The organism is Plantactinospora alkalitolerans (genome assembly GCF_015690345.1).
GTDB classification, from domain to species: Bacteria; Actinomycetota; Actinomycetes; order Mycobacteriales; family Micromonosporaceae; genus Plantactinospora; species Plantactinospora alkalitolerans.
Genome location: NZ_JADPUN010000377.1, coordinates 36,233 through 62,609 on the forward strand (window position 1 = coordinate 36,233; position 26,377 = coordinate 62,609).

A 26,377-nucleotide genomic window follows, 5' to 3' on the forward strand; every position below is an offset into this window, starting at 1 on the left:
CCCGAGAGGAACCTGACCGTGAGAAGGATCAGTCGCCTCGCGACCACAATCGCCGTCCTCATCGCCATCGCCACAGTGCTCACATCACTGCCCGCACACGCCGGCACCGGCCTGGTCTACCAGGCCGTCGACGCCGACAATGACCCATACAGCGGCATCTACCTGCGCGACGGCACGAGCATGGGCAACGTACGCCGCATCACCCAACGCTACATGTACTACGGCAACTCATTCGAGCTGATCTGCGGCATGAACGGCGAAGCCGTCGGACCATACAACAACCGTCGCTGGCATAAGGTCACCGTCCTCAACGGCCCGGCGACCGGGCAGGTCGGCTGGATCGCCGACCGGTATGCCAACACTCCCAACACAGCCAACCAGCCCACGCCCGGCGAGCCCGAGTGCGACGCCAACGGCAACCCGCCAGCCATTCCTCCGCCGGCCACGTACGACGGCTCCGTGTATTTCGAATCAGACCGCGCTGGCGACGAGTCATCGCCGGCGTCGATACACCGGGCGTTCAACCAGTGGACCAGCACAACAGCCTGCAACGCCGCCAACGCTAACGGCTTTCCGTCATGGCAGGCCCCGAACAACAAGTACATCACCACAGCGGCCGGCTGGAGCCTCAGCCGTCTCGGACCGGTGTACATGCTCGAGGCGACCCAGAGCAATCCCGGCGGCGGGCGATGGCAGGAGATCGACTACATCCTGTTATTGGACCCGGGCAACCACGCCGACCTGGTCAGCAACGCCTGCGATACGCAAAACAACCGCGGTCAGCTGTTCACCAAATGGCTCAAGGCGAACCCGAACGCCAAGCTCGTCGTGCTCGCTGGAGCGCGGACCGGCGAGAGCAGCCATCGCGGCATCCAGACGCTGTACTTCGACTACCTGCGCGCCAATGGCGGCCCACGCGACCGCGTACTCGTCTGCAACTACGACGGCATGGCACACCAGACGGTGTACAACAATTTCAAAGGCGCCATGACCAGCCCGCCGACACTGCCACTCGACCACAGCGACTGCCCAGGCACCGAAAACTGGGCATGGCACCCGTAGTCTCACCCCACCAGGCCGGGCCCAGCCGCACAACACCCACACGCCTGCTGAGTTCTGCCAACGGTGTCGTTGGCAGACTCGGCAGGCGTGTGGGACCCAGGCAAGACACTGTCCGGCCACGTCGCCCCAGAATCCATGCGCGGATCTGACACGACGGCCCGACTACGATTTGCCACGCCAGATGCGCGAGGTCCTTAATAGACTCATTCATCTGCCGAGAAGAGTGCGCCGAACTCATGCCGGCTAGGACAGCAATGCCGCTCCTTGAAGGGACGCGGCGGAGAGGCATTTCTATGTGCGACCGACTCAATCTGCATACGCTCGATGGCAGCAGGAGCAAGGCAGCCCTTCAGCCCTGGAACGCCCTGTAGAACCCTGACCGAGATCGCCCTCAGCGGGATTCCCGAACGTCAGCCCTGAGGGCTGTTGGGTCGACGACACTCGGCTGCCATGCCGGCGGCTATCTCCGGCCGGATCTTCGCCAGTTCCGGGAGGCAGTCATGCCAGTCCCCGACGCACAACGCGTCGGCCATCATCCGGACCCCGTTTAGGGCGTCGGCCCGGGCCGCCACCTGTGCAAGGTGCTTGGTGTCGGGAACGCCGCCCGAGGAAAACAGGGATCGGGCCAGGGCCTCGGCTTCAAGTAACAAGTCCGTGGACTCCTGGCCCGGGATGATCTGCCCGATCAGCTTGGCGGCCTCAGCGAGGGCGACGCTCCGGTTGCCCGGCAGCGGGATCGAGCGGGCCGTCGTCACGGCACGGCGGCACGCCGCCTGTGCCTTGGCGGAGTGCCCACATGCCTCGTGAGCGCGAGCGACCGCGGCTAAGGCTTCCATTCGCCAGCTGGGGTCCGGCACGGAATCGGCAAGGCGGTCGGCATGGTCGGGACGAACCGGTGCATAGGCCGCGGCGACCCGGGCCATGGCCCGCGACCGTGCGGCCAAGTCGACGGTGGCGTCCAGCCCGGCCTCCGCTTCGGCCGCCAACGTCGCGGCGGCATCGACTTGTCCCGCCACTGCTCGAACGCCGGCGATCTCGGCCAGGAGCAGGATCCTGCCGTCGCCGTCGTAGGAACCCCGGACGACTCGCTCCGTCTCCGCCGGGTCAACCGTCGCCAAAAGAGGCACGGCTCGCTGATATGCCGTGAATCGCTGCTTCGTGTCTTCAATCGACCTCACCGCTGCGATGGCGGCTTGTAGCAGTTCCTCGGCGGTGGCCTGATCGCCAGATTGTGCGGACGCGGCCGCTATGTGTGCCAAAGCGGCCCCTCGTATTCCGAGGTCGTCGATCGCCAGCGCCAGTATGCGGGCTTGCTCCGGGTCACCCGTAACCGCCATCGCGGTGACGATGTCCGCACAGGCCTGGTCATCCTGGACGCTGCGATTCACCAGCCGGGTGCACGTCTCGGCCCGCACCATCAGATCGGCGGCGGTGTCAGGGTCACCGTGGCGTACGGCCGTAGCCGCCAGGCGCGCTAGTGCCTGCGCGCGGGGGCCCGGTTCGGTGATCTCCTCAATCGAGGCCAGCGCCCTGATCGCGGACTCGGTGGCCGCGCGGGTGTCTCCGGCCGCGGCTAGCACCGATGCCGCCTCGGCCAGTATCCGCGCTTGGAGGCCAGGGGCCGCCACTGAGTCGGCCAGCCATTGTGCCCAGCGTGGGTCGGCTGCGGCAAGTGCCGGCATCGCTTCCACCAGCACGGCCGATCGCCGATCCACGGTGGGGATCGCTTCCGCCGAGTCCAGAGCCTTTCGGAAGTGCCTGGTCGAACCCTCCCGGTCTCCGATGGCTGCGAATGCCGCCGCAACTTCGGCGAGCGCCCTCACCTGATGATCGGCCGGCATCGCGCCCTGGGCGATCCTTTCCGCGAGGTTGGCATTGACGCGTGCCTGCTCGAGGCGTCCCGCGTGGCTGAAGACGATGGCCGTCCTGGCCAATACCGTGCACCGGCTCAGTGGTTCCTCGGGCGCGCCGATCGGCGATAAAATCTCCTCGGCGAGGTGCGTCGCCTCAGTGGCTGCGGGGGCCCCCGCAGCCGCCATCTCCGCCAGAGCCGTCGCGCGGCGGGCCGGGTCTTCGATCGACCGGGCCAGAAGGTCCGCATGCGACGGCCTCTCCAGGAGGATCCATGCTCCGGCGAAAGCGGGTGGCAACTGCTCATTTCGTCGGCGGAGGCGGTCGCGGTCGACAGCGAGCCGGAGCAGCACGTCGAGATCGAGATCGCCCGCCGCAGCGGCCACGGCGGTGGTGGTGGCAATCTCCATCAACGCGAGGTTGTCGCCGCCGGTGAGGTCGAGCAGCCGATCCTGGCGGCGACGGTCGCCGGCCAGGGCGATCATGCGGGACACATCGCCGGTCGACTCCAGCAGACGGAAATAGGAGCCGAGAAGGTACTCAGGCGTGTCCGCCGGCCAAGCCCGCTCCCGGAAGTCGTCCGCCCAGGCGTGCAATCGCTCGCGGTACGTCGCCAGCCGTTGTTCGCCCAGGTAGCGGACGGCGGTCGTCATGAGCTCCTCGTGCGCGAGTAGATAGACCGTCGAATCAGGCCGTATCCGACCGGCTCGGGCCGCGAATGTCCGACCCGACACTCCGGCCAGCTGCTCTTCGATCTCCCAATCCGTTCGCCCGGTAAGGTACGCCAGGTCTGAGATCGACAATCCGCCGGCCGCGGCGACCAGCTGGCCCAGCACGTCCTGGTCAGCGGCGGTGCCGACCAGCAGGCGTCGGAGTTCGCTCTGCGCGCCACGCCTAATCACCGCCGCATGCGCAGAAGACTCAAGATTACGCACGATTGATTCGTTGCGTAGGGGATGGTCGTGGGGGACATCGGCCGGAAGTGGCGGGTTCGGCCGGCTGGTGACGATCACCCGCATACCGGACGGCGGCCGGTTCGGCAGCGACGCGGCAATGCTCCTGACGTCAGGCCCCGGGGCGACTCCGCGGTCCTCATCCAGACCGTCGACCACTAGGACCAGACGACGCCCCTCGTTCCTGCTCTTCTCGGCCGCGCGGTGCAACGTCGATGCGAAAAGGGCGGCCTTCAGGGTAGCGGTCACCACCGGCATCGGCTCGCCGAGGAGGACCGCAAGTTGTTCCAGCACAGCTTCCATGAAGGCATGCACGTCGTCTTGAGCGGCCAAGCGGGCCGTCACGAAGAAGGCGACCAGGTCGACTCCGGCCGGCGGGTGCTGTGCGAATGACGCCATCAGCGCCGACTTTCCCGACCAGGCGGAGCCCAGCAGCAACAGGTAGCTGTTGCGGCCCGGTTCGGTCGCGAAAGCCGCCAGCTCCGCCAGCTCCTGTTCCCTGGCAATCAGCTCGGTGGGCGCGATGTTCCTGATCAGTTGCGCGTACGCCGAGCTAACTTGAGACTCCCCGGCCAGCTCACCTCGATCCGAGCCGGTGTACACGTCGATGTCCCCCGCGACCTGGCTTTCCAGGTACGCGGTCAGGCGGGCGAGGAGTTCCCGGCCGGAGTCGTCCGGGACTCCGTAGTAGTCGGCGTGAGGCAGCACCGCCGTGGCATGACGCGCGAGGACGGCACACAGCGCTTGCTCCTGCGTCGTCGCTGGCCGCTCTGGAAACAAGCTGTTCAGCAGTGCGGCCGCACGGCCGGTCCAGGTACTAGCCGCCGACGGCTGCATTTCTTCGTTCACGTCGAGCTGGAGCCGGGTGACCTCGGCGACCAGCCGGTGCAGGCGGATGTGCCGGCCGGCGGGCCGCGTCACGAGGCCGGTGCGGCTCAGCGCACCGATCGCCTGTTCCGCAGCGAGCGGATCAGCGACGACAGCGGCGAGTCGTGCCGGGAGCGCGGCACGGGCGGAGAGTAACACGTCCAAGTCAATGTCCTCGACGTCGAGGAAGCTGCACAGCCGCAATAGCTCCAAGCTCGCCGGCTCGTCTCGTTCCAGCTGCTCGTAGTGCAGCAGCCAGGTTGTGGCGACACTGGCGGGATAGCCCTCGACCTTCTCGGCTAGCAGTTGCCCCGCCGCGTCGCGGTTGCGGTAGAGCTCGACGTAAGCGGCGATCGACAGATCGTGGATGTCCATGTAGCCGGCCGCCTGCGCCAACGCCAAGGGCAAGTCGCCGAGCATTGCCGCCAGCCGGTCTGCCGCGGCCGGATCGCCCCGAGACGTGGCACGGCCGAGAAAGGCCATGGACTCCGCTCGATCGAACTCGGCGAGGTCGAGCTGGACAGCCAGGTGTCGCCAGCCTCGGAGCCGGCTGGTGATGAGCGTGCTTCCCGTGTTCGGCAGAAGCCACCGCCGCACGTCACCGGGCGCGGCGACGTTGTCGAACACCAGTAGCCAATCGTCGCGGCGCCGCAGTTCGGCCAGGAGGATCTCAACGGTTCGGTCCTGGTCGACTGCGGGTGGTTGCCCGAGCCCTGCCGCGAGATCGATCAAGTCCTCGACTAGGGTCACCGCCGACTCGGCGCGGATCCACCACGAGATCCGGAAACGGCCGTCGAGCAGTCCTCGATGAGCGAACTCCAGGGCGATCGCCGACTTGCCGAGACCGCCGAGACCGCGCACTGCGACAACCGCGATCGGGCCTCTCACCAAACCCTCGCTGATCTGTTCGAGCAGATCGGTGCGCCCGATGAACGATCGGTTGCGAAGGGGAAGGTTGGACAACGGACCCATGATCGTCAGCGACTCGTCCACCTGGGGCGCCGCTGCGGGTTCTGATTCAGAAACCGGCGCGGCGGTCGTGTCAATGGACGACAGCCGCTGCAGCATGCCGGCGACGGCCACGACCGCCACGAGCAGCAAGACCACGGCTCCCCAGGTCCAGCGTGGATCTTCCGTCCACTTCCTCAGGCTCGGGGGCACCGCGTTGGTAGCCCAGTTGGTGGCGACTGCAAGCAACGCCACCAAGGCGGCGCTGAGTCCTGCCAGGGCGGTCACCAGCCAGGCCCGTCGCCGAGTGCTGATCCGAGGCCTGGCCGCCATGAGACGGCATCATGTCAGACTGCGCGTCCCGCGACGAATAACTGCGCGGCTTCGCCGCCGGCTTGGTCAGCGACCGCGACGCCGTCGTCGCCGGCCTTACGAGGTGTTCGGGTACATAGCCGCGCAGGTCGTCCCGTACCGCATCGGCGTCCCCACCGGGCGAAGTTCAACGACCGCTTCTTCGGCGACGCCCGTAGCTCAAAAGGGGGATTCACATGCAAATACATCACATAGATGCTGATGTCTAGATTTGAAAGACAGTGGGTTCGGTGGAGGAGGCCAGCCGGATGACTATCCGCAGCGAATCGATACGCAAGAGGTGCTACTGCAAAGACGAGTCCGGCCGGCGGCTGGGCGCGCGGTGCTCCCGGCTGAAGCTGGCCAGCGGCGCTTGGAGCAGTGGTCATGGGGTGTGGGCGTTCCAGATCGAGTTGCCTCCCGCACCTGGGGGCCGGCGGCGGATCCTGCGCCGCGTGTCAAACACGCAGCCAGGCGCCCGGGCGGACGTGGCAGCGGAACTGGCGCGGGTGTGTGAGCTGATGAGCCTGGCCGACGGTGACGAGGCGCTCGCCGACGAGATCGCCGAGGTATTGATGGCGTGCAAGCTTGGCCGGCCCGCTGCCCGATCCGCGTCAGTTGACCCGCCAGCTGCGAAGTGGCGTGCCGAACGCCTCATCGATCAGCGTCGGGGAGTATCTGACGTGGTGGGTCGCGCACCGCAATATTGACGAGCACACGCGCATAGGTTACGCGTCGCATGTGCGTGTCCACCTTGGCCCGCACCTGGGACATCTGCCACTCGCACGGCTGAACAGCACGCACATCGAGGCGATGTTCGCGACGATCACCGAGCGCAACCGGCAGATCCTCGATGATCGCACCAGCGCCGACCCGGCCAGGGCCGGCGCGGCGACGGCTACCAGGCTGACGACCCCGGCGACGATCGCCCGGGTGCGGGCCACACTGCGCAAGGCGCTCAACGACGCGATGGCCAAACACCGGCTGATCGACTTCAACCCGGCCGTGCACGCGGAACTGCCCGCCTACGATCCGCCGAGGGTGCGGGTCTGGACCGAACGCGCGGTCGCGCATTGGAAAGCCGGCGGTATCGCCCCGAGCGAGGTGATGGTGTGGACACCGGAGCAGGCCGGCGCGTTCCTCGACCACGCCCAGCGTCACGATCCGCCGTTGTATGCGATGTTCCTGCTGATCATGCTTGGCGGCCCGCGGCGCGGTGAGGCGGTGGGCGTACGTACCGACCAGATCGATTTCGACGACCAGACCGCGACGTTCAGCCACCAACTCGCCGAACACGGTTATCAACCGGTGTACAAGAAGGTCAAGACCCGAAGCGGCGACCGGGTGATCTTCCTCGACTCGGCGACCGTCGACGATCTTCGCGCTTACTGGGAGCTGCGGGAGTCCTGGCGCATCGCGGCCGGGGCCAGGTGGCCGCGGACCGTGACCGTGCTGACTCCGATGCCGGGCGGTTGCATGCCGATCGAGGTCGATCTGTTCTTCCGCCAGCCAGACGGGCCGGCCTGGCATCCCAGCAGCGTCACCGACCGGTTCCAGCGCGACTACGCCGCGGCGGGTCTGCCGCCGATCCGGCTGCATGACGGCCGGCACTCCGCCGCGACCTACATCAAAGCCGCCGGTGCCGACCTGCTCGACACGCGCAAGAAGCTCGGCCACGCCAGTGTCACCGTGACCGGCGACATCTACCCCGCCAGCCTCGACGAGATCGACCGGGTGGTCGCCGAACGCACCGCCGCCCTCACCCCCCGCAGCCGACCGGCCGGTCCGCGGACCGGCACGGGCCCCACCGGGTCGGACAGTCCCAGAGCAGTCCCACCGGCCACCGACCCCGCGCAACGGACAAAAGACCAGGTCCCGGCGCAGGAGGATGCGGGACCACCTACGGATTCCCCCACACCCAGGCCCCCGGCCACCGGCACGGCCGGAGCCGTACCGTGGCCGCGACGAGGCCGCCGCCGCGACAGATACCCCCGGGACGTACGGTGAGCGATCAGGTAGCCTTTGTCGCGACGGGCTGTTAGCTCAATTGGCAGAGCAGCGGACCTTTAAAAAAAATCATCGGCAGCGGTCTTTGTCTCCCGCTACCGAACGTAAAGCAACTCATCCGGATTCTCGCCTACGAATCCGGGAGAGTGTCGCCGAGTAGCGGCAGGTCAGAATGATTGTTACACAGTGTAGCTGCCCTGTCGAAGGTCACTCTGAACCAAAATCCAGATTCTAGGGGCGGAATCCGTCCGGGGTCGCTGACATCTGAGCGCCCACGGAGCACCCACGACCGCGCCAGCTGTCTCCTTGTCCCCGTCGGTGGTACGGCCGTGGCGGCGGTCGTCGGCGCCCGGCACACGCCGCTCGCTGTGTCGTGCCACCCGCCTGCCTCCCGCCGTAGGTGCGGGAGGGACCTGGGGACCCGCGGCGTCACCTCGGTGACCCTGGTCGGCAACAGCGCCGTCCTCGGTGACGGCGTCGAGCCGCTCACTCCGTGCCCGCCACTCCGTCGACACTCCACACCAGAACCAGCCGCCCAGCACCAACACACCGACACCTTTGATTCCTTACGGCTCCACGCGATCCGCAACATGTTCCGGCTGACGTCACGCAGGTACTGGGACGAACTGAAACGCGACGTCAAACCGATCTACACCGCGGTCAACGCCACTGTAGCCAGGGCGGCGTTCGACGACCTCGCCGAGAAGTGGGGCGGGCCGCTGACGCCGGCGTCGGTGCGGGCCTGTCGCCAGGCGGTCAGGCGGGGCGCGATCAGGGCCCAACGGGCGTCGGACAGGTCGGATGGGTAGGCTCGCCGTGCGGTCATGGTGCGGTCGTACGGTGTTTCGAGGCCGGCTCGACAGACGTTATGTCCGTTGATTCCAGGGCGTTAGTGAATCAGACACGATCGCAAGGTGAAATGCGTTGATTCCGGTCGGAGCAGAGCTGGATCGGATGTGTTCATTCCAGGTCAGGTCCGGCATTCGGTGTCACCGAGGTCGAGAAGGGAATCGGTCGCTACCGACGCGAACGCGAAGCAAACGTCCAGTTAGAGCATCCTCCATGTCGTCGACGAGCACGTCGGATGGCCGCTTACACTCCTGCACGGCGTCGTCCGCGCCACGTGAGTGGAGCAGGTAGACACGATACGGCTAGAAAGGGCATGCGGTGGATACGGATCCAGGGCCGACGTGGAAATCGATGGAAGTTGTCCGTAAAGAGCTGGACGCCGAGCGGGAGTTACAAGCGAAGGTTGCCGATACGGCGGACTCGCGCGCAGGAGTGGTCCTGGGATTTTCCGGGGCGGTCGCCGCACTTGCGGTCAACTCAAAGATGCTGCTCGCAATACCCGGCGCCATTCTGACCACGGTCGCTGCGGTGGTGGCAGCAACGGTTCTGTGGCCCCGACCAAAGAGCACCATCGACCCGATGTACCTCACGACGCACTACGCCGCACAGGACGAGGACAAGACTAGGAAGGAAGTCCTCCAACGCCGTCTCGTGGACTACGAATCGAACAAGGACATCCCGCGGTCCAAGCTACGCCGGTTGAAGGCTGCCACCGGTATGCTTGCTGGCGCGATCGCCCTTGTGGTCGCGGGCGCCACCACTCAGATGATCATCGACGCCACCACGAAATAGGGGTCCTCCACATGACTACACCGGCTGAGTCGGTCCCACCACAACCGGCTCCCGAACCCATCGAGACCCAGCACATCGTCGTTGAGGTCAACCCTGACCCGATGACCTCGCAAATTATCGAGCACGGGGACAAAGTCACCGGTCGGGAGATTAAGTGACAAGCCCGACCAGCGATGCGCCTCCACCGGCGGACGCGGCGGCTGCGCCTCCACCGACCGAGCCTACCCCCGCAGAACCGCCGATCGTCGAGATCAATGCCGACCCGATGATGATGCAGGTCATTCAAGGTAGCAGGAGCCCAAGCGCCGTGACCTTCGCCGGCTCGGACGACGATCACTGACTGCGAGCGATGCGGACTCGTCACGTACAGACGCCCTCATAGCCACCGCGGCGGGAACAGGACGGCTCAAGAACCGAGAACCTGCGGCCGAAGGCGGCTGGAAACGAGGAGTGGCTTATTTCGACAGTTGCCCAGTTTCGCTCTTGGCATGGCCAGCGCCACGCTTGCGGCCACGACCTTCGCCAGCGAGCCGGCCGCGACCGCAGACCGCATCCAGCAGCTAACGAGCTACATGGGCGAGCACGTCCTGGACCGCCCGACGGGCTGCCGGGATCGCGAACTTCGCGAACCGCTGCCGAGCGCCGCCCATCTTGGCGGCCCGGAACTCCGGATGTGGGGGAGCTGACGCGTAAGCCATCGGCATCAGGACAGGCTCACGCGGAAGCAGCGCGCCTGCGCCGGGCCGAGGTAGGTTGCTCCCGTTCTGGCGTTCGGCGCTCTCGCGTAGTCCGGCGCCTCAGCGGCCCGCCTTGACCTGGTATTCGTCGACGATCTCCTGGGGGATGCGGCCGCGGTCTGAGATGTCCCGGCCCTCTTTCTTGGCCCAGGCGCGGATCGCCTTGTTCTGCTCTCGGTCGGCCGTCGCGCTGCCCCGGCCGCCTGTGGCACGAACGCCGACGAGCACGGCGCCGCGACCCATTTTCTGGCCTGAGGCCGTGTACGGGGCGAATTGGTCCCGGAGCTTACCGGCGTTTTCGCTGGACAGGTCGATTTCGTACTGCACGCCGTCGAGCGAGAACTTGACGGTCTCGTCAGCGTCTCCGCCGTCTAGGTCGTCAACCAACCTGTGAATGACTTGCTTGGCCATCGTGGGGTTTCCCTTCGAGAGGTTATCCGTGCAATAGAAGTACATTAGCGTGTAGGGCGTCGCGGATCGCTGCCGGTCGCCCGGGTGCGTCTGGCAGTCGAGGGATTTACTGTGGGCGCCTGATCGGCGGGGTTGCGTCGACTGGGCGCGCGGTTCGGTGGACCGTGTCGCGGGTAAATCGCTTTGCGCTCAGCTCGTTGTTCATCCCGCGCGGACCCGGAACGGCGTGTTCGTTGACGCCCAGGGTGGTGGGGGGAACTCCGCCGCGACGGCGTCCTTGGTCTCGACGTCGAGGTCGAGTTCTTCTGGTTCGGCGCCCCGGATCCTGTCGAGCAGGGCCATGATGCGGGTGAGTAGGGGTCGCATGAGGTGCCGGCTGTGGGGCGCGGATTGTTGTTGGAAGTGCTCGAGCATTCGCGCCCAGGCGTCGGCTTCGTTGTCTGGCTCTACCTGGCCGGTTAGTCGTCCGCGTCGCCGGCCCCGTATCGGGGTGACAGTGCCCGCTGCCGCGATGCCGTTGACCAGGCGTCGGAGGCGTTTCATGTGATCCTCGATCTCGGCGCGTTGTCGGGCCAGGTCGTCGACTTCGGCGCGTGCGGTGTCGATGATGACCCTGACGTCGGCGCGGGCCTGCCTGCGCAGTTGGTCGGCCTGCCGGTGTGCGGCGGCGATGATCTCCTCGGCCGCTTCGGAGCCGGCGGCTGTCTCCACTTGTGGGCAGCAGTCGAGGGCCATGGGTGGGGGGTCGACATGTTGGCCATCGTCCGCGGTGGCGTAGCCGGCGGCGGCACCGACCCGGTACCAGTAGCGGGCGGCGGTCAGGTCGTCGTCGTCGGTGGGGGTGGTGGTGCTGATGGTGGTGTTGGCGGCCAGGACCGACCGGTATTCGTACAGCATCGCCAGTCGCACCGCGGCGTCGGCGATGTCGCGGGCCGCGGCGATCCGCAGCCAGTGTTCGGCCCGGTCGGGTCGGCTCTGGACCTGATAGTGCACGCCGAGGCAGTAGGCGGCCATGCCGAGTTCGCTGTCGGCGACGGCTTCGTCCATCCGCCGGCGATGCCCCTCGTCGGCGGCGTGTCGCCGGTAGAGCGTCAGCAGGCGTCGCGCCTCGGTGGACGGGTTGCGTACGGGGCGGGGTCCGAGGCAGGTGTCGACCGCCCTGCGGAGTTCTTCCGAGACGCTCATGTGTCGTCGCCTCCTGCCGGATCGGAGTCGGCGCTGGTCAGCCGGGTGACCAGCCGGGACTGCAGCGCCCGCAGCCCTCGCGCCTTGTGCGTCTTGAGGGCCGAGACGCTGATGCCGAGGATCTCGGCCGCTGTCGCCTGTTCGAGATCACACAACTCGGTCAAGACGATCACCTCCCGCTGCCGGGCTGGTAGCCGCCGTAACGCGGCGAGTAGATCGAGTTGCCCATCGACATCCAGCGCCTGCCACGCCGGCACCTCCTCGGACCTCTCCCGGTACTGGTCCAGCGACTCGACCTGGACCGGAACAGCGGAACGGCGGCGGGCCAGCTGCTGACGTGCCTGCCGGTACATCAAGATCTCGGGTCGCTCGTAGCGGCCCCAGTAGTGCCGGACCAGCAGCATCACGTCCTGGACGACGTCTTCGGCGGTGTGCCGATCCCCCGTCCAGGCGACCACAGCCTTGAACAACTTGCCGCGCCACGCCGTGTAGAAGGAGATGAACTGTTCATCGGCGTCCTCACCGTCCTTCACCGCCCGGATCCCACACCCGCGGCCGGCACGCCGATCGTCCGCCGGGACGCCGTCGACCACTCGCACAGGTCGTGCGACCAGTGCGGACTGTCAGGACCCCACAGATCGACACATCGTCCCAGCAGGCACGCGTTGGCGTGCCACGGTGTACCACGCACGGACATCCTCCTCATCGACATGAGTGGCGCAAACGCCGCCAATCAGAAGAGGCTCACGACCCGTGACGAGGTCTACACACCTAATCAGTTCGTGATCGTGTCGTGACGCTGCGCCCCGCGCCTGAAAGACGTGCGCATCCCCGCCCACACCGTCCACACTCCCACCCAGGCCGACCAGACCCGCGCCGTTCGGGCCACCGTGATGCCGATGCCGATGCCGATGCCGGTCGTCAGCGTCGCTCACCATCCTCGGCAGCCCGCCATCGGCCCGGCAACGCTCGTAGCGCTGCGGCGCACACCGTTACCTCAGGTCCGACCGGCCCGCCAGCCTAGATGACGGACGCCCGGTCATCCGTACGTCGAGGTCGTTCGAGCTATGGACCACCGTCGACGACGACACCGAGGTCCGACCCGGTCGCGCCGCCGAGCCGACCCGGGAACCCCGGTCCCACGTCCAGCGGAAGTAGTCGGTGCGAGACAAGGTACGACGGGGAGCGGTGCAGGCCGCGTCGCACCGCCGGAGGGAGCGAACGCGGCAGGTGCCAGACAAGAAACGAGCAGGAAGGAACCCGTCCGTCCACGCCACTCTGTCCGACCACCGCTCGCAGCGACGCCTGCTATCCAGCACAGGCGCGCTCCCATGGACAGGACGCCGACGACGGCTCAGCCTTTCGCCGTGCGTCGATGTCTGGTTACGTGCCTGTTGCGGAGCGGTCACACCCGCCCGCGATGGTATTGCTCCCGTACCCCCAACGCCTCGGGAGGCACCCGTGCTCGATCGTCGACGCCGTACCCGGCTCATCCTCACCGCCGTACTCGCCACCGCGACGGTGGCCGCGACCACTCTCATCGCGGGCCCCGCGGTCGCCGCCCCACCAGGTATCCCTTCGAAGGCCACGGCCCAGTCGAACCTGAACGCGCTCACCGTCGCCGCCGAGTCCGGCAGCGGCTACAACCGCGACCTCTTCCCGCACTGGATCACCATTTCCGGTGCCTGCAACACCCGGGAGACGGTGCTGCGGCGGGACGGCAGCGGGGTGAGTGTGGACAGTTCCTGCTACCCGACCTCGGGTAGCTGGTACAGCCCGTACGACGGGGCGACCTGGACCAACCCGGCCGACGTCGACATCGACCACATCGTCCCGCTCGCCGAGGCGTGGCGTTCCGGCGCCAACTCGTGGACGACCAGCCGGCGGCAGTCCTTCGCCAACGACCTGAGCGGCCCGCAACTGATCGCGGTGACCGACAACGTGAACCAGGCCAAGAGCGACCAGGACCCCTCCACCTGGCAGCCGAGCCGGACCGCCTACCGCTGCACGTACGCCAAGATGTGGATCCGCACCAAGTACAACTGGAGCCTGCGGCTTCAGTCCTCGGAGAAGACCGCGTTGCAGACCATGCTGAACACTTGCACGTCCTGAGCAGGGAGTCGCAGCGGAATCCGGCCCCGGCCTCACCAGACGAGGCGGGGGCCGGATCGTTGTTCCCGGTCGCGGCGCAGACGAACACCGCCTGCTGCTCCGGCCTCACCGGTTCCCGGCGCGGTGCGGTGCGGTCTACAGCACGCGAGGCGGTGGTCCGCTCTGTCGGCGATTAATTTCGGAGATGGTCGACCGCTGCTGGTATCGGCACAACCGTGCGTGCGCAATGACGACGTGGGCGCCAGCTCGGCGAGGTCCGCCGTGGTGCCGCTTCGGCGTCCGAACCTGCTGCCGCGTTAGGGCCTTGCGGTGGACTCGGCCCGATACCTCCATCGACACAGCGCGGGGGCGACCGTGTCGGCGAATGCGTCACATCCTGCCCGTTGGGGCCGTGCGGTGTGGCGCGTCCGGGTAGGTGCAGGCGTGGGCCACCCTGATGTCCATGAGTGCGATCTCCACCCTGCTGTCCGGTGTCGTCGATGTGCTGCCCCAGATCGTCACCGGCGGGTGCACCCTCGGCGCGGCGTGGCTGGCCTACCGGTTCGGTGAGCGTCAGCGCGCCCGCGAGCGTGCCCGCGACAAGGTCGCGAGCACGAACAAGAAGATCGAGGAGCTGGGCCAGGAGCTGTTCGAGGCGGTAGGCGCCCTGCACCTGGCGCTGCGGGTGTACGTGCCGGCGCACAACTCGTGGCAGCCGAAGCTGATGACGCTGGGCAGTGCGTTCCTCGAGTACATGGCGGCGAAGACCACCAGCGGTCACGCGCTCGGCGCGGCCCAGCTCGGCCGGGTGGCGACCGAGGCTAACCAGCGGGAGTTGGCCGCCGCGATGGGTTTGCAGGCGCCGCTGGAGCGGGTGCTCGCGGTCGCCGGCCGGGCGGCGGTACTGGCCGATGGCGAGGTCCGCGAGGCTGCGTTGAAGCTCGGGCAGGTCGCGGCCGAGTCCAGCCAGGCGTACGGGCAGGACAACCTGTGGCGGCGGAAGAAGGCCAAGGCCGCCCGGGACCGGGCCGACGCCGAGCTGTACGAGGCGATGGACGTGCTGTTGACCGCGGTGAAAGCCCACCTGTCCCCAGCTGTCGAGACACCGCGGCGATCGTGGCGGCCGCGGCTGCGCCGCCGGGCCGTGGTCGCGCCCGCGGCCGCCGCGATCCAGGCGAAGGTGCCGCAGCCACGAGCCGGTGAGCGCGACGAGCGCGCAACGCCGTCGTTGCCTGCCGGGCGCGCCGCGCTGCGGTGACCTGAGCTGGGTTCTGTCGTCCCGGAGGGAGACGCTGAACGCTCGTAGACTCGCGCAGTGGACGCGACGTGGGCTGCCGATCAACTCAATGAGTTCGCTCGAATGATCGACCGGCTGTCTGAGTTGGAGATGAGGTCGCGCAGCGACACCGAAGAGGAGCGCGACGACCTCGACCGCGAGGTACGCCGTCAAGAGCCGATCATGCGTCTGGCCGAGAACGCGATCCGACCGGGCTCGGGTGACTACTCGTCGGAGTACGACGAGTGGCGCGAGCGGTGGTGGAACGCGCGCAATGCGGCGTTGCAGGCCGCGGGGCTGTACCAATATGGCGAGGAAGCTCGCCGCCGGTTGCGGCCCGACGCACCAGACCTGGTCGCCGACCAGTTCCATCCGTGGGTCTGGGAGGCGGCGCGTCCGTTCTGGGAGAGCGATAACCGGACCGAGGCCGTTTGGGTAGCCGCGCGGGCCGTCAACGGCCGGCTCCAGCAGAAGCTCGGCCGGCACGACCTTGGAGAGACGAGGCTGTGCCGCAGCGCCTTCAGCACGAACGATCCCAAACCGGGTGAACCTCGGTTGCGCTTCGCTGGTGACCGCACATCCGATACGTGGAAGAGCCGCCAAGTGGGAGCCGAGAACTTCGGCGTGGGGTGCTTCAGCGGGATCCGCAACCCGGTCGCGCACGAGTCCGACCTTGTCTTGGACGAGCCGGTGGTGCTTGAACAGCTCGCCGCCCTGAGTCTGTTGGCGCGGTGGATCGACGAGTGCGTCGTGGAGCACGTGGCCTAGCTGGCGCGGCGACGTCGGTGGTGCCCGATGCAGGCCGACTGGGTCAGCGCCACCAGGGCGTCCAGTCCAGCCAGGTGAACAATCCGAGCACGGCGGCGGCGACGCCAGCGATCCCGCCGAGGATCGTGGTGAGGGCAACCATCCAGCCGCGCCTGCGGAGCCTCGCCCACCGACCCTGCCTGGCCGAGGGGTCTACCGCGGCGCCGTCGCGGCCGGTGAGGGAGTTGTGGCTGCCGCTTGCGAACTGGCTGCCGACCACGCTGGACCCGGCGCCGCTGGCGGTCTGGCTGCCGATGGCGGTGCCCGCGCCGGACACCGTCACGCCATCAGAGGGGGCGACGGCGATGTTCACGCCGCTGCCGTGAGCGTGCTGGGAGGTGACGTGGACCGTGGCGCGCTCGCCGGTGATGACGTACTGCACGGCCTGGTCCGCGGCTGCTTTGTCCGGCACGTCCTGAGACTCCGGTGTCGACGCGATCAGCTCGGCGATCAGCTCGGCCAGGGCAGTGCGGACCTTGACCAAGAGGCCGCGGAGCGACGCGTCGGACAGCGGCCAGTAGACGACCTTCACGCGGGTGTCCGGCGTAACGAGGTGCTTCTGCAGCGTGTCGACCATGACGTCTCCCCATGGCGGCATGAGGTGGTGCTCGCCTTCGTCGCGCTTGGCCAGTGCCTCCAGCTCGCCGATGCCTCCGGCCAGGACTGCGGTCTCCATGTCGACGCCGAGCTCGGCGAGGATGTCGCGGATCTGCTGAGGGAACATCGTCGGGACGATCCGCTGGTGCATCCCGTTGAAGCCCGCCCGGTTGGTGAAGATGGCCATCAGGCCGGTGTGGACGTGCCGGTACGGCGGGACCATGTCGACCTTGTAGCCGTTGAGTTCCTGGCGGGCCCAGTCGCGCATCTTCTCGGAGCCGGCTTTGCCGCCGAGGACGATGCACTTCTGCAGCAGGGAGGCCACCGGCACGCTGTCGTCGAGCACGCCTGCCTCGATCTGGGCCAGAAGGCTTTCCCGCTTGTGCGCCATGCCGTACATCTTGTCACCGCGGCGCATGCGCCGAGTGAGGCGGTGCAGGCGCGATACTCGTTGCGTGCGGTACTTGCACATCCTGCAGTTCTGCTCTCGGCGTCACTCTCTCATAAGTGGCTAGATGCAGCCGCGTAGTCCATACGAGCGGTGTCTACCATGCGTGCTCGATCTACCGCTATCCGTGCCGCGGCCAACTAACCATCGCAATGGCCAACTGACGGTCGCAGTCACATCCGGCCCGGCGAGCGCGGCGGTGGAGGAGAGTGAGTGCCGGGGCCAACGGTCGGGGCGCCGGCCCGGCGCAGCCAGGTGCGCATGCCTGGCTCCTCCGGCAACTGGTCGATGACGAGCCGGACGGGACCGGCAATGTCTCGCTCCCGAACAGCGGCGGACATCAGCGCGTCGTCGCAGACCGCTGCGACGTCGAATAGCGGGCCAAGGATGATCAAGTTTCGAAACGCTCGGCGCAGGTAGACGTACAGAGGCTTGGGCAGAATCCCGAGGAGTTGGTCCGGCGGCAGGTCTCCATGGGCCACCCTCGAACGGACGCCGTACGCCTGGGTAATGGCCTGTCGGATCTCGAGGCGCTCTTCGTCGTTGGCGCCGATGAGTATCGCAGTGCGCTGGGCGACCTTGCGGCCGAAGTCGCCGTCCGGACGCTCGGTGATCAGGAGATTCTCGAGAGCGGACATGTACCAGAAGATGATTTCGGCACGGTCGCGCTCGTACACGACGTCGCCGTCAGTTCCGAGACGTGGGCCGAGCGCGAGAAACCGGTGGGCGCTGCGCCGAAGCCGCTCACTGGCCAATTTCGCTCTCTTCCGGTCGGTCTGCGGGAGGCTCTGCCAAGCCTGCCACTGCTCCAGCAGCGGTGACATGATGTCGGTGAACCTCAGCACGTCAGCCAGTTCTTGCTGGTCGAGCTGACAGGGACCCCAGCCCGGCTCCTCAAACTCCTCGATCCCGTCGAACGTGGCGGGCATTAGGTCAAGGCCAGTGCCTCGGACGCGTTCGACCATGCGGCCCGGCTCGATCTCGTACTCGGCGGCGACAATCACGCGTTCCGCTTGGGCGAGGTTGAGCAGCAGTAGCGGCTCCCACGCCGGGATTTCGAGTTCTGGCTCGAATAAGTTCCGCAGAATGCCGGTGCCCCACACGGACGGGTTGCGCGCCTGGAGGTCGTTGCTTGCCCGGCGCAGAACGCAGCAGCCACCGAGACGCAGGGCCGGATCCCAGGGGTCGGTGGCGAACTGGCTGCTCGACGGCAGAGGTGTCACCGCGTCGAGGTCCGCGGCGGTGGGCTGCGTCAGCTGCCAACCGCTGATCTCGTGGGAGCCGTCCACGGGCAGGCGAGCGTCGAGGACGACCAGGTGCTCGGAGGGAGTCGGCGGACCGGCAAGATAGGCCGCCAGGTCAGCGGGGAATTGTGCGGGTATCGCCCGCATACGCAGAACATCCAGGATGCCGAGGGTGCGGAGATTGTTGCGGGTGAGTCGGCGGCCCCAACGATCGTCGACGCCGTCGTTGTCGTAGTGCAGGTATCCGACGGTCCGGGCAGCGGCGGAGGCGGCGTCGTTCACCGCCACGGTCTCCGCCCAGCCGGCGACTTTCTCGGCCAATACGGTGTTGTCGATGCTGGCGAGTTGATCAGACATACCTCGGGCACGTCGGAGTAGATCGGCGATAGCCGACGTGAGGGTGAGTTCGGCTGAAGGGTCGGTCACCGTGACATGGTGCACCAGTACTGCGGCGAGACGCGGGATCTTTGAGGCGCGACAGTCGTCTGTAGGGTGCCAGGCTTCAACACTCCTGCCATCTACGGATACCCATACTGACCGTCCCGCGCAGAATCAGCGCGACACCCCGTCTCGTGTCCGCTTTCGCCAGATGCGGTTGCCGAGCGGCTTGCCGTACTCGCGGCGTTCGTCGCCGCAGGTGACTTACCGGCGTCGGCGCGAGACCTGGCTAGCGAGGCATCGACAGTCGGTGGTCGTGTGCCTACGGTAATGGGATGTCGTTGAGGCCCTCGTTTCGTCTGCGGAGTGCCTACGGATACAACCTTGGTGGTCCCCGTGCCTGGAACCTGCATCGGTTCACGGTGGGTGACGAGTTGCGGAAGGGCTGGTACGACGAGAGCCGATCCAACGCACGAGTTCGCGATGCGTGCTGCGGAGACGGCCCGTGATCGTCTTGGCTTCGGTCCGGCGGTCTCCCTGCCGCTGTGGATCTACCGGTGGTGTTCGTGGAGGCGCTCGAGGTCGCTCCACCGGACTGGTCCCGGGAGGCCAGCGCCCCACCGACACCCAGCCTCAGCCTGCCGGCCACGTCGGAGCTGCGCTCGTGGGATCGGGTCGCGGTCGCCCAGTTCGTTCTCGTCATCGCCGACTCATTGTTCGACCGTGACGCGGAGGACGTCGCGTTCCACAACGGTGACGACTACATCCTCGATCCGGCGGTCGGCGTTGGCGGTGATTCCGACCTCGACTGCGACCAGGTCCTCATCGGCACGCTGACCACGCTAGGTCTGGAGCCGGTTGGTATGCCGGACTGGCTGTGGTTCCGCTCAAGTTGGTCGGACGAATAGTCCGGCCTGGGCGCTGGGTCGCGGAAGAGGCTGCGCCGCAGCGGCTGCAGACGGGTCCGTAGTCGGTCGCCGGTGTCTCTACGACCGTCGGACCGTACGAGAACCTCGTCCGCTGTGGGTAACCGGGGCCGGCGGGCGCGCGCCGCGCCGTAGAAATCCGGTTGTGGACGGCCCGAGAATAGCGGCATGGACCTGAGCCTGGAGTCGCTGCCGCAGCGATCGGACGGCCGTGGCCGCAATAGCTGCAGGGTGACCCAACGATGACCGCTACCCCGCTGGAGACGACCGCCGGGCGGTTCGCGAACAACTCCGAGCAGGCGACGAGGATGTTCTGCGTCCCGCAGACCGCCGTGGCGACGTCAACGGAGTCGGAACGGATCCTCCTGCTGCTGGCGGTCGCGTTGATGGAGTCGTTCGGCACCGACGTGGCAGTCACCGACGAACCGGAGTACGGCGCGCTTCCCGGGACGGTCCTGACCCGGCAGCGCGCGATCGTGGCGAACTGGATCCGAGCCGACGGTGTCTGGCACGTCGACGTCACCGACCACCGTGCCACCCTCGCGGAATACCGCCACGCCGTCGAACATGTACAGGCTCACTCCGTGATCGCCGCAGACACCGTAGGCGGCCGGCTCCACGCCCTCGCCGACTTCCTGGACCTCAACTGGCCGTGGCTCCGAACTCGCTGTGCCGAACTCGGAGAGTACGGCCTGGCCGGAATCGCCGAACCCCGAAGCCGTCTGCTCTGTCTCGACGGCGTCGACCGCGCGTGTCGCTTCGTCGCCGCCCTGCCGTAATAGGCTGCCCGCACCACCGCGAACCATCGGAAAGGACCCCGCGTGCCCGCGACATCGTCCGCACGACGCGTGGTGGTGTTCGGCCTCGGCGGCACCATCGCCATGACCAGCAGCAACGGCGGCGCTGTCACTCCAGCCATGTCCGCCCAACAGCTCATCGACGCCGTACCCGGACTCGCCGCGACCGGGATCGAGATTGAGGTGGTCGACTTCCGCCGCCGCCCCGGCGCGTCTCTCACCTTCACCGACATCACCGAACTCGCCACCACCGCCACCCGAGCCCTTCACGGCGGCGCGGCCGGCGTCGTGGTCACCCAGGGCACCGACACGATTGAAGAGACCGCATACCTGCTCGACCTGCTCCACCAGCGGCCCGAGCCGATCGTCGTCACCGGCGCGATGCGCAACCCCACCCTCGCCGGCGCCGACGGGCCCGCCAACCTCCTCGCCGCCATCCACACCGCCGCCGCCCCGGCCACCCGACGGCAGGGCTGTCTCGTCGTCCTGGCCGATGAGATCCACGCCGCCCGCTGGGTCACCAAGACCCACTCCACCAGCGGCGCCACCTTCCGCTCCCTCGACAGCGGCCCGCTCGGCTACATCCTGGAAGGCGAGGTGCGGATGCTCACCCGGGTGCCGTACCGGCTCACCGTCCCCGCTCCCCGTCCCCGCGAGCACGCCACCGTCGGCCTCTACACCGTCACCCTCGACGACGACCCCATCCTCCTCGACGCCATCGGCGCCCGCGTCGATGGGCTCATCGTCGCCGGTTTCGGCGTCGGCCACGTCCCCGAACCCCTCGTCGATACCCTCACCACCCTCGCCAGCCGGATCCCGGTCGTCCTCGCATCCCGCACCCCCGCCGGGTCAACCCTCACCCGCACCTACGGCTTCCCCGGCTCCGAGCAGGACCTCCTCGCACGCGGCCTCATCCCCGCCGGCTGGCTCCACCCCTACAAGGCCCGCATCCTGCTGCGCGCCCTCCTCGCCGCCGGAGCGAAACCACAGGACATCGCCACAGCGGTAACCACCGCCGGTGGACTCACCGACCCCATCGCCTGGCCGTGGCCCACACCCAGCAACAACGATGACCAACCGGAGACGAGCACGACGGATGCGTAGCCACAACCTCACCCCAGGCCGCAAGATCGGCGTCGTCTTCGACCACGGCGACGACTTCTTCACCGCCCTCACCGACGCCTGCCGCGCCCACGACATCAAGCAGGGCTACATTCCGATGTTCATTGCCGGCCTGTCCACGGCGAAGATCGTCGGCACCTGCCAACGGCTCGAGAACCCCGACGCCCCGGTCTGGTCCCACGTCGACCTGACCAACGTCGAGGCCCTCGGCGGCGGCACCATCGCCTGGGACCAGGACACCCAGACGATCACACCTCACATCCACATCACCGTCGGCCTGAAAGAACACAGTGCCGCCGCCCACACCAGCCACCTGCTCGACGCCACCGTTCAGTTCCTCACCGAAATGCTCATCATCGAGATCACCTCGCCAGCGATGTACCGGCTGCCGAACCCCGACCTGTACGACGTACCACAACTGCGCTTCAACTAACAAGCCATGACCGAGGCGTAGTCCATGCATCGACCGCCTACTGGTTTCGGGCAGGAGACGCCTCTGGTCACCGGCCTAATGCAGGTGACGGTGGACGGCTCCGGCTGCGCGAAACCCTGCCATCCACTCGGCGGCGCACGTCAGCGGCCTGTCAGCGAGCAGCGAATCGCCCGGATGTGTCGACGGCGAGGAAGCGGGCCATGGCTATGCCGAGGACCGCGGGGCGGGCGACCGGCTGATCGCTCTCGAGCTGAAGCGGGGGCTGCTCGTGACGATCACTGATTCGGACATCTCAAGCGCACTTTCGGCCTACCTCGAGTGCCATCCGGACGAAGCCACGTCGCTGTCCGAGCCGGTGAAGCTGCTGGCTCAAGGATCGGGTTTCGCCTCGCGGCGAAACTTCTCGATGCACGTAACTGTCGGTGCGCTCCTCGTCCGCGGCGCCGAAGTGCTGCTTGTCGATCACCCCGCCTACGGGATCCTCTTGCAGCCTGGAGGACATCTCGAGCCGACTGATTCCACGCTGATCAGCGCGGCGGTGCGGGAGCTAGTGGAGGAAACCGGTATTGATCCCAGCATGCTCTTCCCATCGTCTCAGACACCGGTCTACGTCGAGTACGGGAGAGTTCCGGCGCGGCCGGCGAAGGGCGAGCCAGAACACTTCCATCTCGATTTCGGCTACTCATTTGTAACCACGCAGGCGGAAGTGGGGCGTATCCAAAAGTCGGAGGTGCGAGGTGCCGCGTGGTACCCGATCTCCGTGGCCGAGCGGCTTGTCGGACACCGCATCGCGCGGGCGGTGACGTGACCGTGTCGCCTCTCTATGCCTAATTAAAAGGACATTGTGATGGACGTTATTCCGCTTTCCGTTGACCGGATCCCGGGTTTGAAAGGGCTGCTCGTCATGGGTGAGCCGTACATCCGGCTGAGAGGTTCCTCGGATTACTGGTTGTACTCTCAGTTGTTCTCGTCTACCTGCCCGCTGGCGGTCGTTGGAGATCAGGTCATCGGCGCGGTGCTTGCCTTCAGAGGCCAGGACAATCCCGGCGAGGTCTACATTCAGGATGTAATGACGGACCCTGCGCGCCGCCGGAACGGCGTCACCCGAATACTTCTTGACTTTGTAGAGCGACAGGCGACCGCGTGGGGATGCGGACGACTTTTCCTGACCTCCGAGCCGGACAATCAGGCTGCACACGAGGCGTGGCTCGCCCTCGGGTTCCGCAACGTACCCGGCGACCGGATCGAGCATGGCGTTTCTGTGGTTTCAGACTACAAGGGTCCAGGCAAGCATCGCGCTGTGTATGAGCGGTTGCTGCTTGAGTAGCCCGTATGACGGTCGCCGCCGCAGCGAAGATGACCCACGCTAGGAGCTTCACCGCCAGCGGTCTAGGGCGAGGGGGCCGTCGCGGAAGACCTGGACGCAGCACCGTCGAGTAGCTACCACAGTCTTGGCGACGCGGCGGGTCGCCGCTGTAGGACGCGAGACGGCGGCGGTTGGTCACCAAGTAGCAGTTGGGGCCGCCCACGCGGCAGCAACCTCATCTGTCAGCTGCGGCGATGGGCGCGGACTGGTTGGATTCGCGGGCGCAGTGCCGACAGCGTCGTGGGCAGGGAGTTTGCGGTGCGGCACCGGTCAGGCCGCTGGTGTGCAGAATCGTGATGACATTCTGCTCGAGGCTGCTGGCTTCGGGGATGACGGTTTCGGCGGTGAGGCCCAGCAGGTCTCGGTGGGTGTACCACTGGCGCATCTCGTCCGGGGTGACGGGGATGGGCTCGGCCCGGTTGAGGTGGCGTCGGACGGTTTCGTCGAAGGACACGTCCAGGTAGAAGACGGCGGCCGGTCCGGGGTGATTGTTGACGAGCTGGTGCAAGACCGGACCGTACCGGTCGGTGTGCAGGATGCCTTCGAGGATGACGTGGTAGCCCAGGTCGAGGGCGGTTCGGGCGGTCGCGGTGATGAACGCCGGCGCGACCGGGTCGATGTGGGAGCTATCGTGCTCGCGGAGGGCGACGCGACGCAGGTGGTCCTGTGCCAACTTACTCACCGATGCTGACGTCAATGGCGTTTCCGAACTGGGTAGAAACGTTGCGTACATGTTCGTAGCGTCAGCAGTATCGGCAGCCCTGCCTCCGGTGAGCCGGATGGCGTAGATGCCGTGTGCACGAATGCGAGCCGTCTATGGCCGGCCGCTTGCGTGGCGGGCTAGACGGATGCTCGGCCGGGTGCGTGTATCGCGCCCCGCTACCCCCAGCTGTGGCGCACATGGCAGCCAGCCGGACCAAGGCAGAATGGAAGCCGCGTGGAGGTTAACTAGGCTCCGTTGCTGTCGCTTTCAGAGTCATCATCCTCGGGTTCTTCGTCGCCAGACAAGCTCTCCCAGTGCTGGCGGTACGGTTCGATGAAGCCATCCCATCCCTCGGCAGATAGGAGCAACGGGCCATGTTTGCCTAGCCAGCGCCTCACCGAGGCCGAGCCCGCCACGAGGAGGCGGTCTTCATCCCCGAATGCTTCGTCGACGGGGCCAGCCGTGAAAAGAATCAAATCAACAATCGCGCGCACAGATCTTCTTGCATTTTCCATGTCGGTTGCAGCGATAAGGGCAATGAGCGTTAACACCTGTACGCCGGTTTCGTCACTCGCATCCGACTTATGTTTGATCGCCAATTTGAAGGCGTCCAACACGGCGCTAGTAGCCGAGTCTCGACGGAGCATGTCGGATATAAGCTCAATCGAGAAGTAGTGTTCGCCGATATAGTCGTTAATCTTCTCTTCTGTTGCTTCCGCTATGCGACTCTCGTCGCCGGGCTTAAACGACCAGTAGCCGATACTGGCGAACTCGTCCGGAACTGCCCCCTGCTCAAGGGCCACCGGTAAGACGTACGCCTGCTGCTCCTCGAGGACCCGCGTTTGCGCGGCGCGAAGCTCGTGGCGAGTCCATGCTCTTTGTCGGTAGGCGTGAGAGAATAGAATCATGCAGAACTTACTTCGCTTCGAGTACGTTTCGTAGAGGTAATTATAGAGGTCCTCGCCCCAGAGCGTCGTTTCCTCAAACTCGTCGTAAAAAACCTTACGGTTCATGCCGTTGCTGGCGATGGCGTCAGCGATTTCCTTAGCAATCGGTCTGTCTGGGCCAGCAAATGATATGCAGACGTCGTACTCCGGCAAAGGACTCGGCTTCGAATCCGAACGCGCTTCGCGCCAAACCGTAGACCATCTTTGGTCAATAAGTGCCCGCGAGATAGGGGTTGACGGATCTCGCAAGAATTCCCGTAGAGGCCGGTTTCGTAGTACAAGCTCCTCCACAAAGTCAACTAGTGTGCCAGAGGGTTGCCCCTTGCTTGCAACGTACGCCTCCGGGTCCGTAAGAAGGGCTGACAGGGCGGCAAGTAGACATATGGGCTTGTCGAGGTTTTCCTCAACGTATCGGTGAAGCTCCGGGAGGTAGCGCGGCGGGTCGGTCATATGCCCAGTAAACATGAGTGGCGCTGTCGTGTGAAGCGTCGAGCTGACCACGAATGCGAGTTCTATTCAGATGAGGGGCCTAACGTGGACGCATCGAAACTCAAACGGTGCGTGGGCCCGTCTGACCCCGATCGCAGCCTGCCTGGGCGGAACGGGTGTTGTGGGTTTCGACGTCGTCATGGAGTGCTCTCTCAGGCGGTTGTGCTCTGTCGGGGCATCTGCGCGGCGGGCGCGGTGGTGTCGTAGCCGGCGGCTTGGAGGGTGAACAGTTCGGCGTACCGGCCGCGGGCGGTCATGAGGTGGTCGTGGGTGCCGGCCTCGACGAGGCGGCCGTGGTGTAGCACGTAGATGCGGTCGGCGTGGCGGACGTTGGCCAGCCGGTGGGTGATCAGGATGGTGATGCCGCGCCCGTGCCGGTCACGAATGGCCTGGAACAGGGCGTCCTCGGCGCGGGGATCGAGTGCGGAGGACGGCTCGTCCATGATGAGCACGTCGGCGTCCGCGCAGCGCTGCCTCAGTTCGGACCGTACCGCGCAGCGCGGTGGTGATCGTCTCGGTACCCGGGGCCTGGGCGCCGCGCAAGGTCATGCACAGGTGCTCGGCCGGCTGCCGAAACTGGACTGCGGTGTCCTCGTCCGCGCACCGACGCGATTTAGAACTCCTAACAGAATGATGGCGGGCGTATCCGGTGGAGGTGGGGATCGTTCTGTCTGGATGTGAGGAGGGGTGAGCAGCCGCCGTGGATCGTCTCGGACGAGTTGTGGGCCGAGATCGAACCG

Annotated in this window: 23 protein-coding genes and 3 pseudogenes; 15 read left to right on the forward strand and 11 right to left on the reverse strand. The window is 66.6% G+C overall.

The window, feature by feature from the left end:
• Positions 1 to 18: 18 nt before the first annotated feature.
• Positions 19 to 1,062 carry a hypothetical protein gene (locus I0C86_RS38365; protein WP_196206219.1) on the forward strand — a complete coding sequence of 348 codons (1,044 nt, stop codon included), beginning with the start codon at positions 19 to 21 and terminating at the stop codon, positions 1,060 to 1,062.
• 410 nt (positions 1,063 to 1,472) lie between these two features.
• Here the strand turns inward: I0C86_RS38365 and I0C86_RS38370 are convergent, their stop codons facing one another.
• Positions 1,473 to 5,969 (reverse strand): P-loop domain-containing protein, encoded by a 4,497-nt coding sequence (locus I0C86_RS38370; RefSeq protein ID WP_196206220.1) that lies wholly within the window; start codon positions 5,967 to 5,969, stop codon positions 1,473 to 1,475.
• 332 nt (positions 5,970 to 6,301) lie between these two features.
• Here I0C86_RS38370 and I0C86_RS38375 point away from each other — a divergent pair, with 332 nt between their 5' ends.
• The 3 genes and pseudogenes from I0C86_RS38375 to I0C86_RS38385 all read left to right on the forward strand — a co-directional run.
• A complete protein-coding gene (locus I0C86_RS38375) occupies positions 6,302 to 6,742 on the forward strand; it encodes a hypothetical protein (RefSeq protein WP_196206221.1) in 441 nt (146 codons plus the stop codon).
• Positions 6,743 to 6,773: 31 nt separating this feature from the next.
• Entirely contained in the window at positions 6,774 to 8,039 is a 1,266-nt protein-coding gene (locus tag I0C86_RS38380) for a tyrosine-type recombinase/integrase (RefSeq protein WP_196206222.1), read from the forward strand.
• 575 nt (positions 8,040 to 8,614) lie between these two features.
• A pseudogene (locus tag I0C86_RS38385) lies at positions 8,615 to 8,752 on the forward strand (transposase); the annotation flags it as partial.
• Here I0C86_RS38385 and I0C86_RS38390 read toward each other — a convergent pair.
• Positions 8,749 to 8,865 (reverse strand): annotated as a pseudogene (locus tag I0C86_RS38390) (IS5 family transposase); the annotation flags it as partial. The pseudogenes I0C86_RS38385 and I0C86_RS38390 sit on opposite strands and share 4 nt — an antisense overlap.
• A 341-nt stretch (positions 8,866 to 9,206) precedes the next feature.
• Between I0C86_RS38390 and I0C86_RS38395 the strand changes: the two are divergent.
• Positions 9,207 to 9,680, forward strand: coding sequence for a hypothetical protein (locus I0C86_RS38395; protein WP_196206223.1), 474 nt, complete (start codon positions 9,207 to 9,209; stop codon positions 9,678 to 9,680).
• Positions 9,681 to 10,168: 488 nt separating this feature from the next.
• Positions 10,169 to 10,366 carry a hypothetical protein gene (locus I0C86_RS38400; protein ID WP_196206224.1) on the forward strand — a complete coding sequence of 66 codons (198 nt, stop codon included), beginning with the start codon at positions 10,169 to 10,171 and terminating at the stop codon, positions 10,364 to 10,366.
• A gap of 111 nt (positions 10,367 to 10,477) precedes the next feature.
• Here I0C86_RS38400 and I0C86_RS38405 read toward each other — a convergent pair whose 3' ends face one another.
• The 3 genes from I0C86_RS38405 to I0C86_RS38415 form a co-directional block, all read right to left on the reverse strand.
• Positions 10,478 to 10,828, reverse strand: a complete 351-nt coding sequence (locus I0C86_RS38405) for a histone-like nucleoid-structuring protein Lsr2 (RefSeq protein WP_196206225.1) — start codon at positions 10,826 to 10,828, stop codon at positions 10,478 to 10,480.
• A 201-nt stretch (positions 10,829 to 11,029) separates the two neighbouring features.
• Entirely contained in the window at positions 11,030 to 12,013 is a 984-nt protein-coding gene (locus tag I0C86_RS38410; protein ID WP_196206226.1) for a hypothetical protein, read from the reverse strand.
• Positions 12,010 to 12,546, reverse strand: coding sequence for a sigma-70 family RNA polymerase sigma factor (locus I0C86_RS38415; protein WP_196206227.1), 537 nt, complete (start codon positions 12,544 to 12,546; stop codon positions 12,010 to 12,012). Before I0C86_RS38415 ends, I0C86_RS38410 begins: the two co-directional genes overlap by 4 nt.
• A gap of 958 nt (positions 12,547 to 13,504) precedes the next feature.
• Here I0C86_RS38415 and I0C86_RS38420 point away from each other — a divergent pair.
• The 3 genes from I0C86_RS38420 to I0C86_RS38430 all read left to right on the forward strand — a co-directional run bounded on the left by I0C86_RS38420 (position 13,505) and on the right by I0C86_RS38430 (position 16,148).
• Entirely contained in the window at positions 13,505 to 14,125 is a 621-nt protein-coding gene (locus I0C86_RS38420) for an HNH endonuclease family protein (protein WP_407676395.1), read from the forward strand.
• A 442-nt stretch (positions 14,126 to 14,567) separates the two neighbouring features.
• Positions 14,568 to 15,362 carry a hypothetical protein gene (locus I0C86_RS38425; RefSeq protein ID WP_196206229.1) on the forward strand — a complete coding sequence of 265 codons (795 nt, stop codon included), beginning with the start codon at positions 14,568 to 14,570 and terminating at the stop codon, positions 15,360 to 15,362.
• A gap of 57 nt (positions 15,363 to 15,419) precedes the next feature.
• Entirely contained in the window at positions 15,420 to 16,148 is a 729-nt protein-coding gene (locus I0C86_RS38430; RefSeq protein ID WP_196206230.1) for a TIGR02391 family protein, read from the forward strand.
• Positions 16,149 to 16,191: 43 nt separating this feature from the next.
• Here the strand turns inward: I0C86_RS38430 and I0C86_RS38435 are convergent, their stop codons facing one another.
• Positions 16,192 to 17,256: an AbiTii domain-containing protein gene (locus I0C86_RS38435; protein WP_230395500.1), complete on the reverse strand. Its 1,065-nt coding sequence runs from the start codon at positions 17,254 to 17,256 to the stop codon at positions 16,192 to 16,194.
• 149 nt (positions 17,257 to 17,405) lie between these two features.
• Positions 17,406 to 18,833 (reverse strand): HEPN domain-containing protein, encoded by a 1,428-nt coding sequence (locus I0C86_RS38440; protein WP_196206232.1) that lies wholly within the window; start codon positions 18,831 to 18,833, stop codon positions 17,406 to 17,408.
• A gap of 578 nt (positions 18,834 to 19,411) precedes the next feature.
• Here I0C86_RS38440 and I0C86_RS38445 point away from each other — a divergent pair.
• The 6 genes from I0C86_RS38445 (at position 19,412) to I0C86_RS38470 (ending at position 23,459) form a co-directional block, all read left to right on the forward strand.
• A complete protein-coding gene (locus tag I0C86_RS38445; RefSeq protein ID WP_196206233.1) occupies positions 19,412 to 19,762 on the forward strand; it encodes a hypothetical protein in 351 nt (116 codons plus the stop codon).
• A 260-nt stretch (positions 19,763 to 20,022) separates the two neighbouring features.
• On the forward strand, positions 20,023 to 20,559 hold the full coding sequence (locus tag I0C86_RS38450; RefSeq protein WP_196206234.1) for a hypothetical protein: 537 nt from the start codon (positions 20,023 to 20,025) through the stop codon (positions 20,557 to 20,559).
• Between the two features lie 42 nt (positions 20,560 to 20,601).
• Positions 20,602 to 21,681: an asparaginase gene (locus I0C86_RS38455; protein WP_323374114.1), complete on the forward strand. Its 1,080-nt coding sequence runs from the start codon at positions 20,602 to 20,604 to the stop codon at positions 21,679 to 21,681.
• The gene (locus I0C86_RS38460; protein WP_196206235.1) at positions 21,674 to 22,132 is read left to right on the forward strand and encodes a PPC domain-containing DNA-binding protein; all 459 of its coding nucleotides are present in this window, start codon (positions 21,674 to 21,676) and stop codon (positions 22,130 to 22,132) included. The genes I0C86_RS38455 and I0C86_RS38460 overlap by 8 nt, the downstream gene beginning before the upstream one ends.
• A 268-nt stretch (positions 22,133 to 22,400) precedes the next feature.
• Complete coding sequence (locus I0C86_RS38465) at positions 22,401 to 22,940, forward strand: NUDIX hydrolase (protein WP_196206236.1); 540 nt, start codon at positions 22,401 to 22,403, stop codon at positions 22,938 to 22,940.
• Between the two features lie 39 nt (positions 22,941 to 22,979).
• The gene (locus tag I0C86_RS38470) at positions 22,980 to 23,459 is read left to right on the forward strand and encodes a GNAT family N-acetyltransferase (RefSeq protein ID WP_196206237.1); all 480 of its coding nucleotides are present in this window, start codon (positions 22,980 to 22,982) and stop codon (positions 23,457 to 23,459) included.
• A 214-nt stretch (positions 23,460 to 23,673) separates the two neighbouring features.
• Here the strand turns inward: I0C86_RS38470 and I0C86_RS38475 are convergent, their stop codons facing one another.
• The 4 genes and pseudogenes from I0C86_RS38475 to I0C86_RS44150 form a co-directional block, all read right to left on the reverse strand.
• Entirely contained in the window at positions 23,674 to 24,180 is a 507-nt protein-coding gene (locus tag I0C86_RS38475) for a P-loop NTPase family protein (protein ID WP_323374115.1), read from the reverse strand.
• Between the two features lie 266 nt (positions 24,181 to 24,446).
• Positions 24,447 to 25,598 carry a TIR domain-containing protein gene (locus I0C86_RS38480; protein WP_196206238.1) on the reverse strand — a complete coding sequence of 384 codons (1,152 nt, stop codon included), beginning with the start codon at positions 25,596 to 25,598 and terminating at the stop codon, positions 24,447 to 24,449.
• 191 nt (positions 25,599 to 25,789) lie between these two features.
• Positions 25,790 to 26,098 (reverse strand): annotated as a pseudogene (locus I0C86_RS38485) (ABC transporter ATP-binding protein); the annotation flags it as partial.
• The gene (locus tag I0C86_RS44150) at positions 26,016 to 26,186 is read right to left on the reverse strand and encodes a hypothetical protein (protein WP_230395501.1); all 171 of its coding nucleotides are present in this window, start codon (positions 26,184 to 26,186) and stop codon (positions 26,016 to 26,018) included. The gene I0C86_RS44150 and the pseudogene I0C86_RS38485, both read right to left, overlap by 83 nt.
• Between the last annotated feature and the right edge of the window lie 191 nt (positions 26,187 to 26,377).

Excerpts from the sequence above, each read along its gene's own strand:
- I0C86_RS38375 (WP_196206221.1), top strand. The coding sequence starts at position 6,302 with ATGACTATCCGCAGCGAATCGATACGCAAGAGGTGCTACTGCAAAGAC.
- I0C86_RS38400 (WP_196206224.1), top strand. The coding sequence starts at position 10,169 with ATGGCCAGCGCCACGCTTGCGGCCACGACCTTCGCCAGCGAGCCGGCC.
- I0C86_RS38405 (WP_196206225.1), bottom strand. The coding sequence starts at position 10,828 with ATGGCCAAGCAAGTCATTCACAGGTTGGTTGACGACCTAGACGGCGGA.
- I0C86_RS38410 (WP_196206226.1), bottom strand. The coding sequence starts at position 12,013 with ATGAGCGTCTCGGAAGAACTCCGCAGGGCGGTCGACACCTGCCTCGGA.
- I0C86_RS38425 (WP_196206229.1), top strand. The coding sequence starts at position 14,568 with ATGAGTGCGATCTCCACCCTGCTGTCCGGTGTCGTCGATGTGCTGCCC.
- I0C86_RS38435 (WP_230395500.1), bottom strand. The coding sequence starts at position 17,256 with ATGTGCAAGTACCGCACGCAACGAGTATCGCGCCTGCACCGCCTCACT.
- I0C86_RS38440 (WP_196206232.1), bottom strand. The coding sequence starts at position 18,833 with ATGTCTGATCAACTCGCCAGCATCGACAACACCGTATTGGCCGAGAAA.
- I0C86_RS38450 (WP_196206234.1), top strand. The coding sequence starts at position 20,023 with ATGACCGCTACCCCGCTGGAGACGACCGCCGGGCGGTTCGCGAACAAC.
- I0C86_RS38460 (WP_196206235.1), top strand. The coding sequence starts at position 21,674 with ATGCGTAGCCACAACCTCACCCCAGGCCGCAAGATCGGCGTCGTCTTC.
- I0C86_RS38470 (WP_196206237.1), top strand. The coding sequence starts at position 22,980 with ATGGACGTTATTCCGCTTTCCGTTGACCGGATCCCGGGTTTGAAAGGG.
- I0C86_RS38480 (WP_196206238.1), bottom strand. The coding sequence starts at position 25,598 with ATGACCGACCCGCCGCGCTACCTCCCGGAGCTTCACCGATACGTTGAG.
- I0C86_RS44150 (WP_230395501.1), bottom strand. The coding sequence starts at position 26,186 with ATGACCTTGCGCGGCGCCCAGGCCCCGGGTACCGAGACGATCACCACC.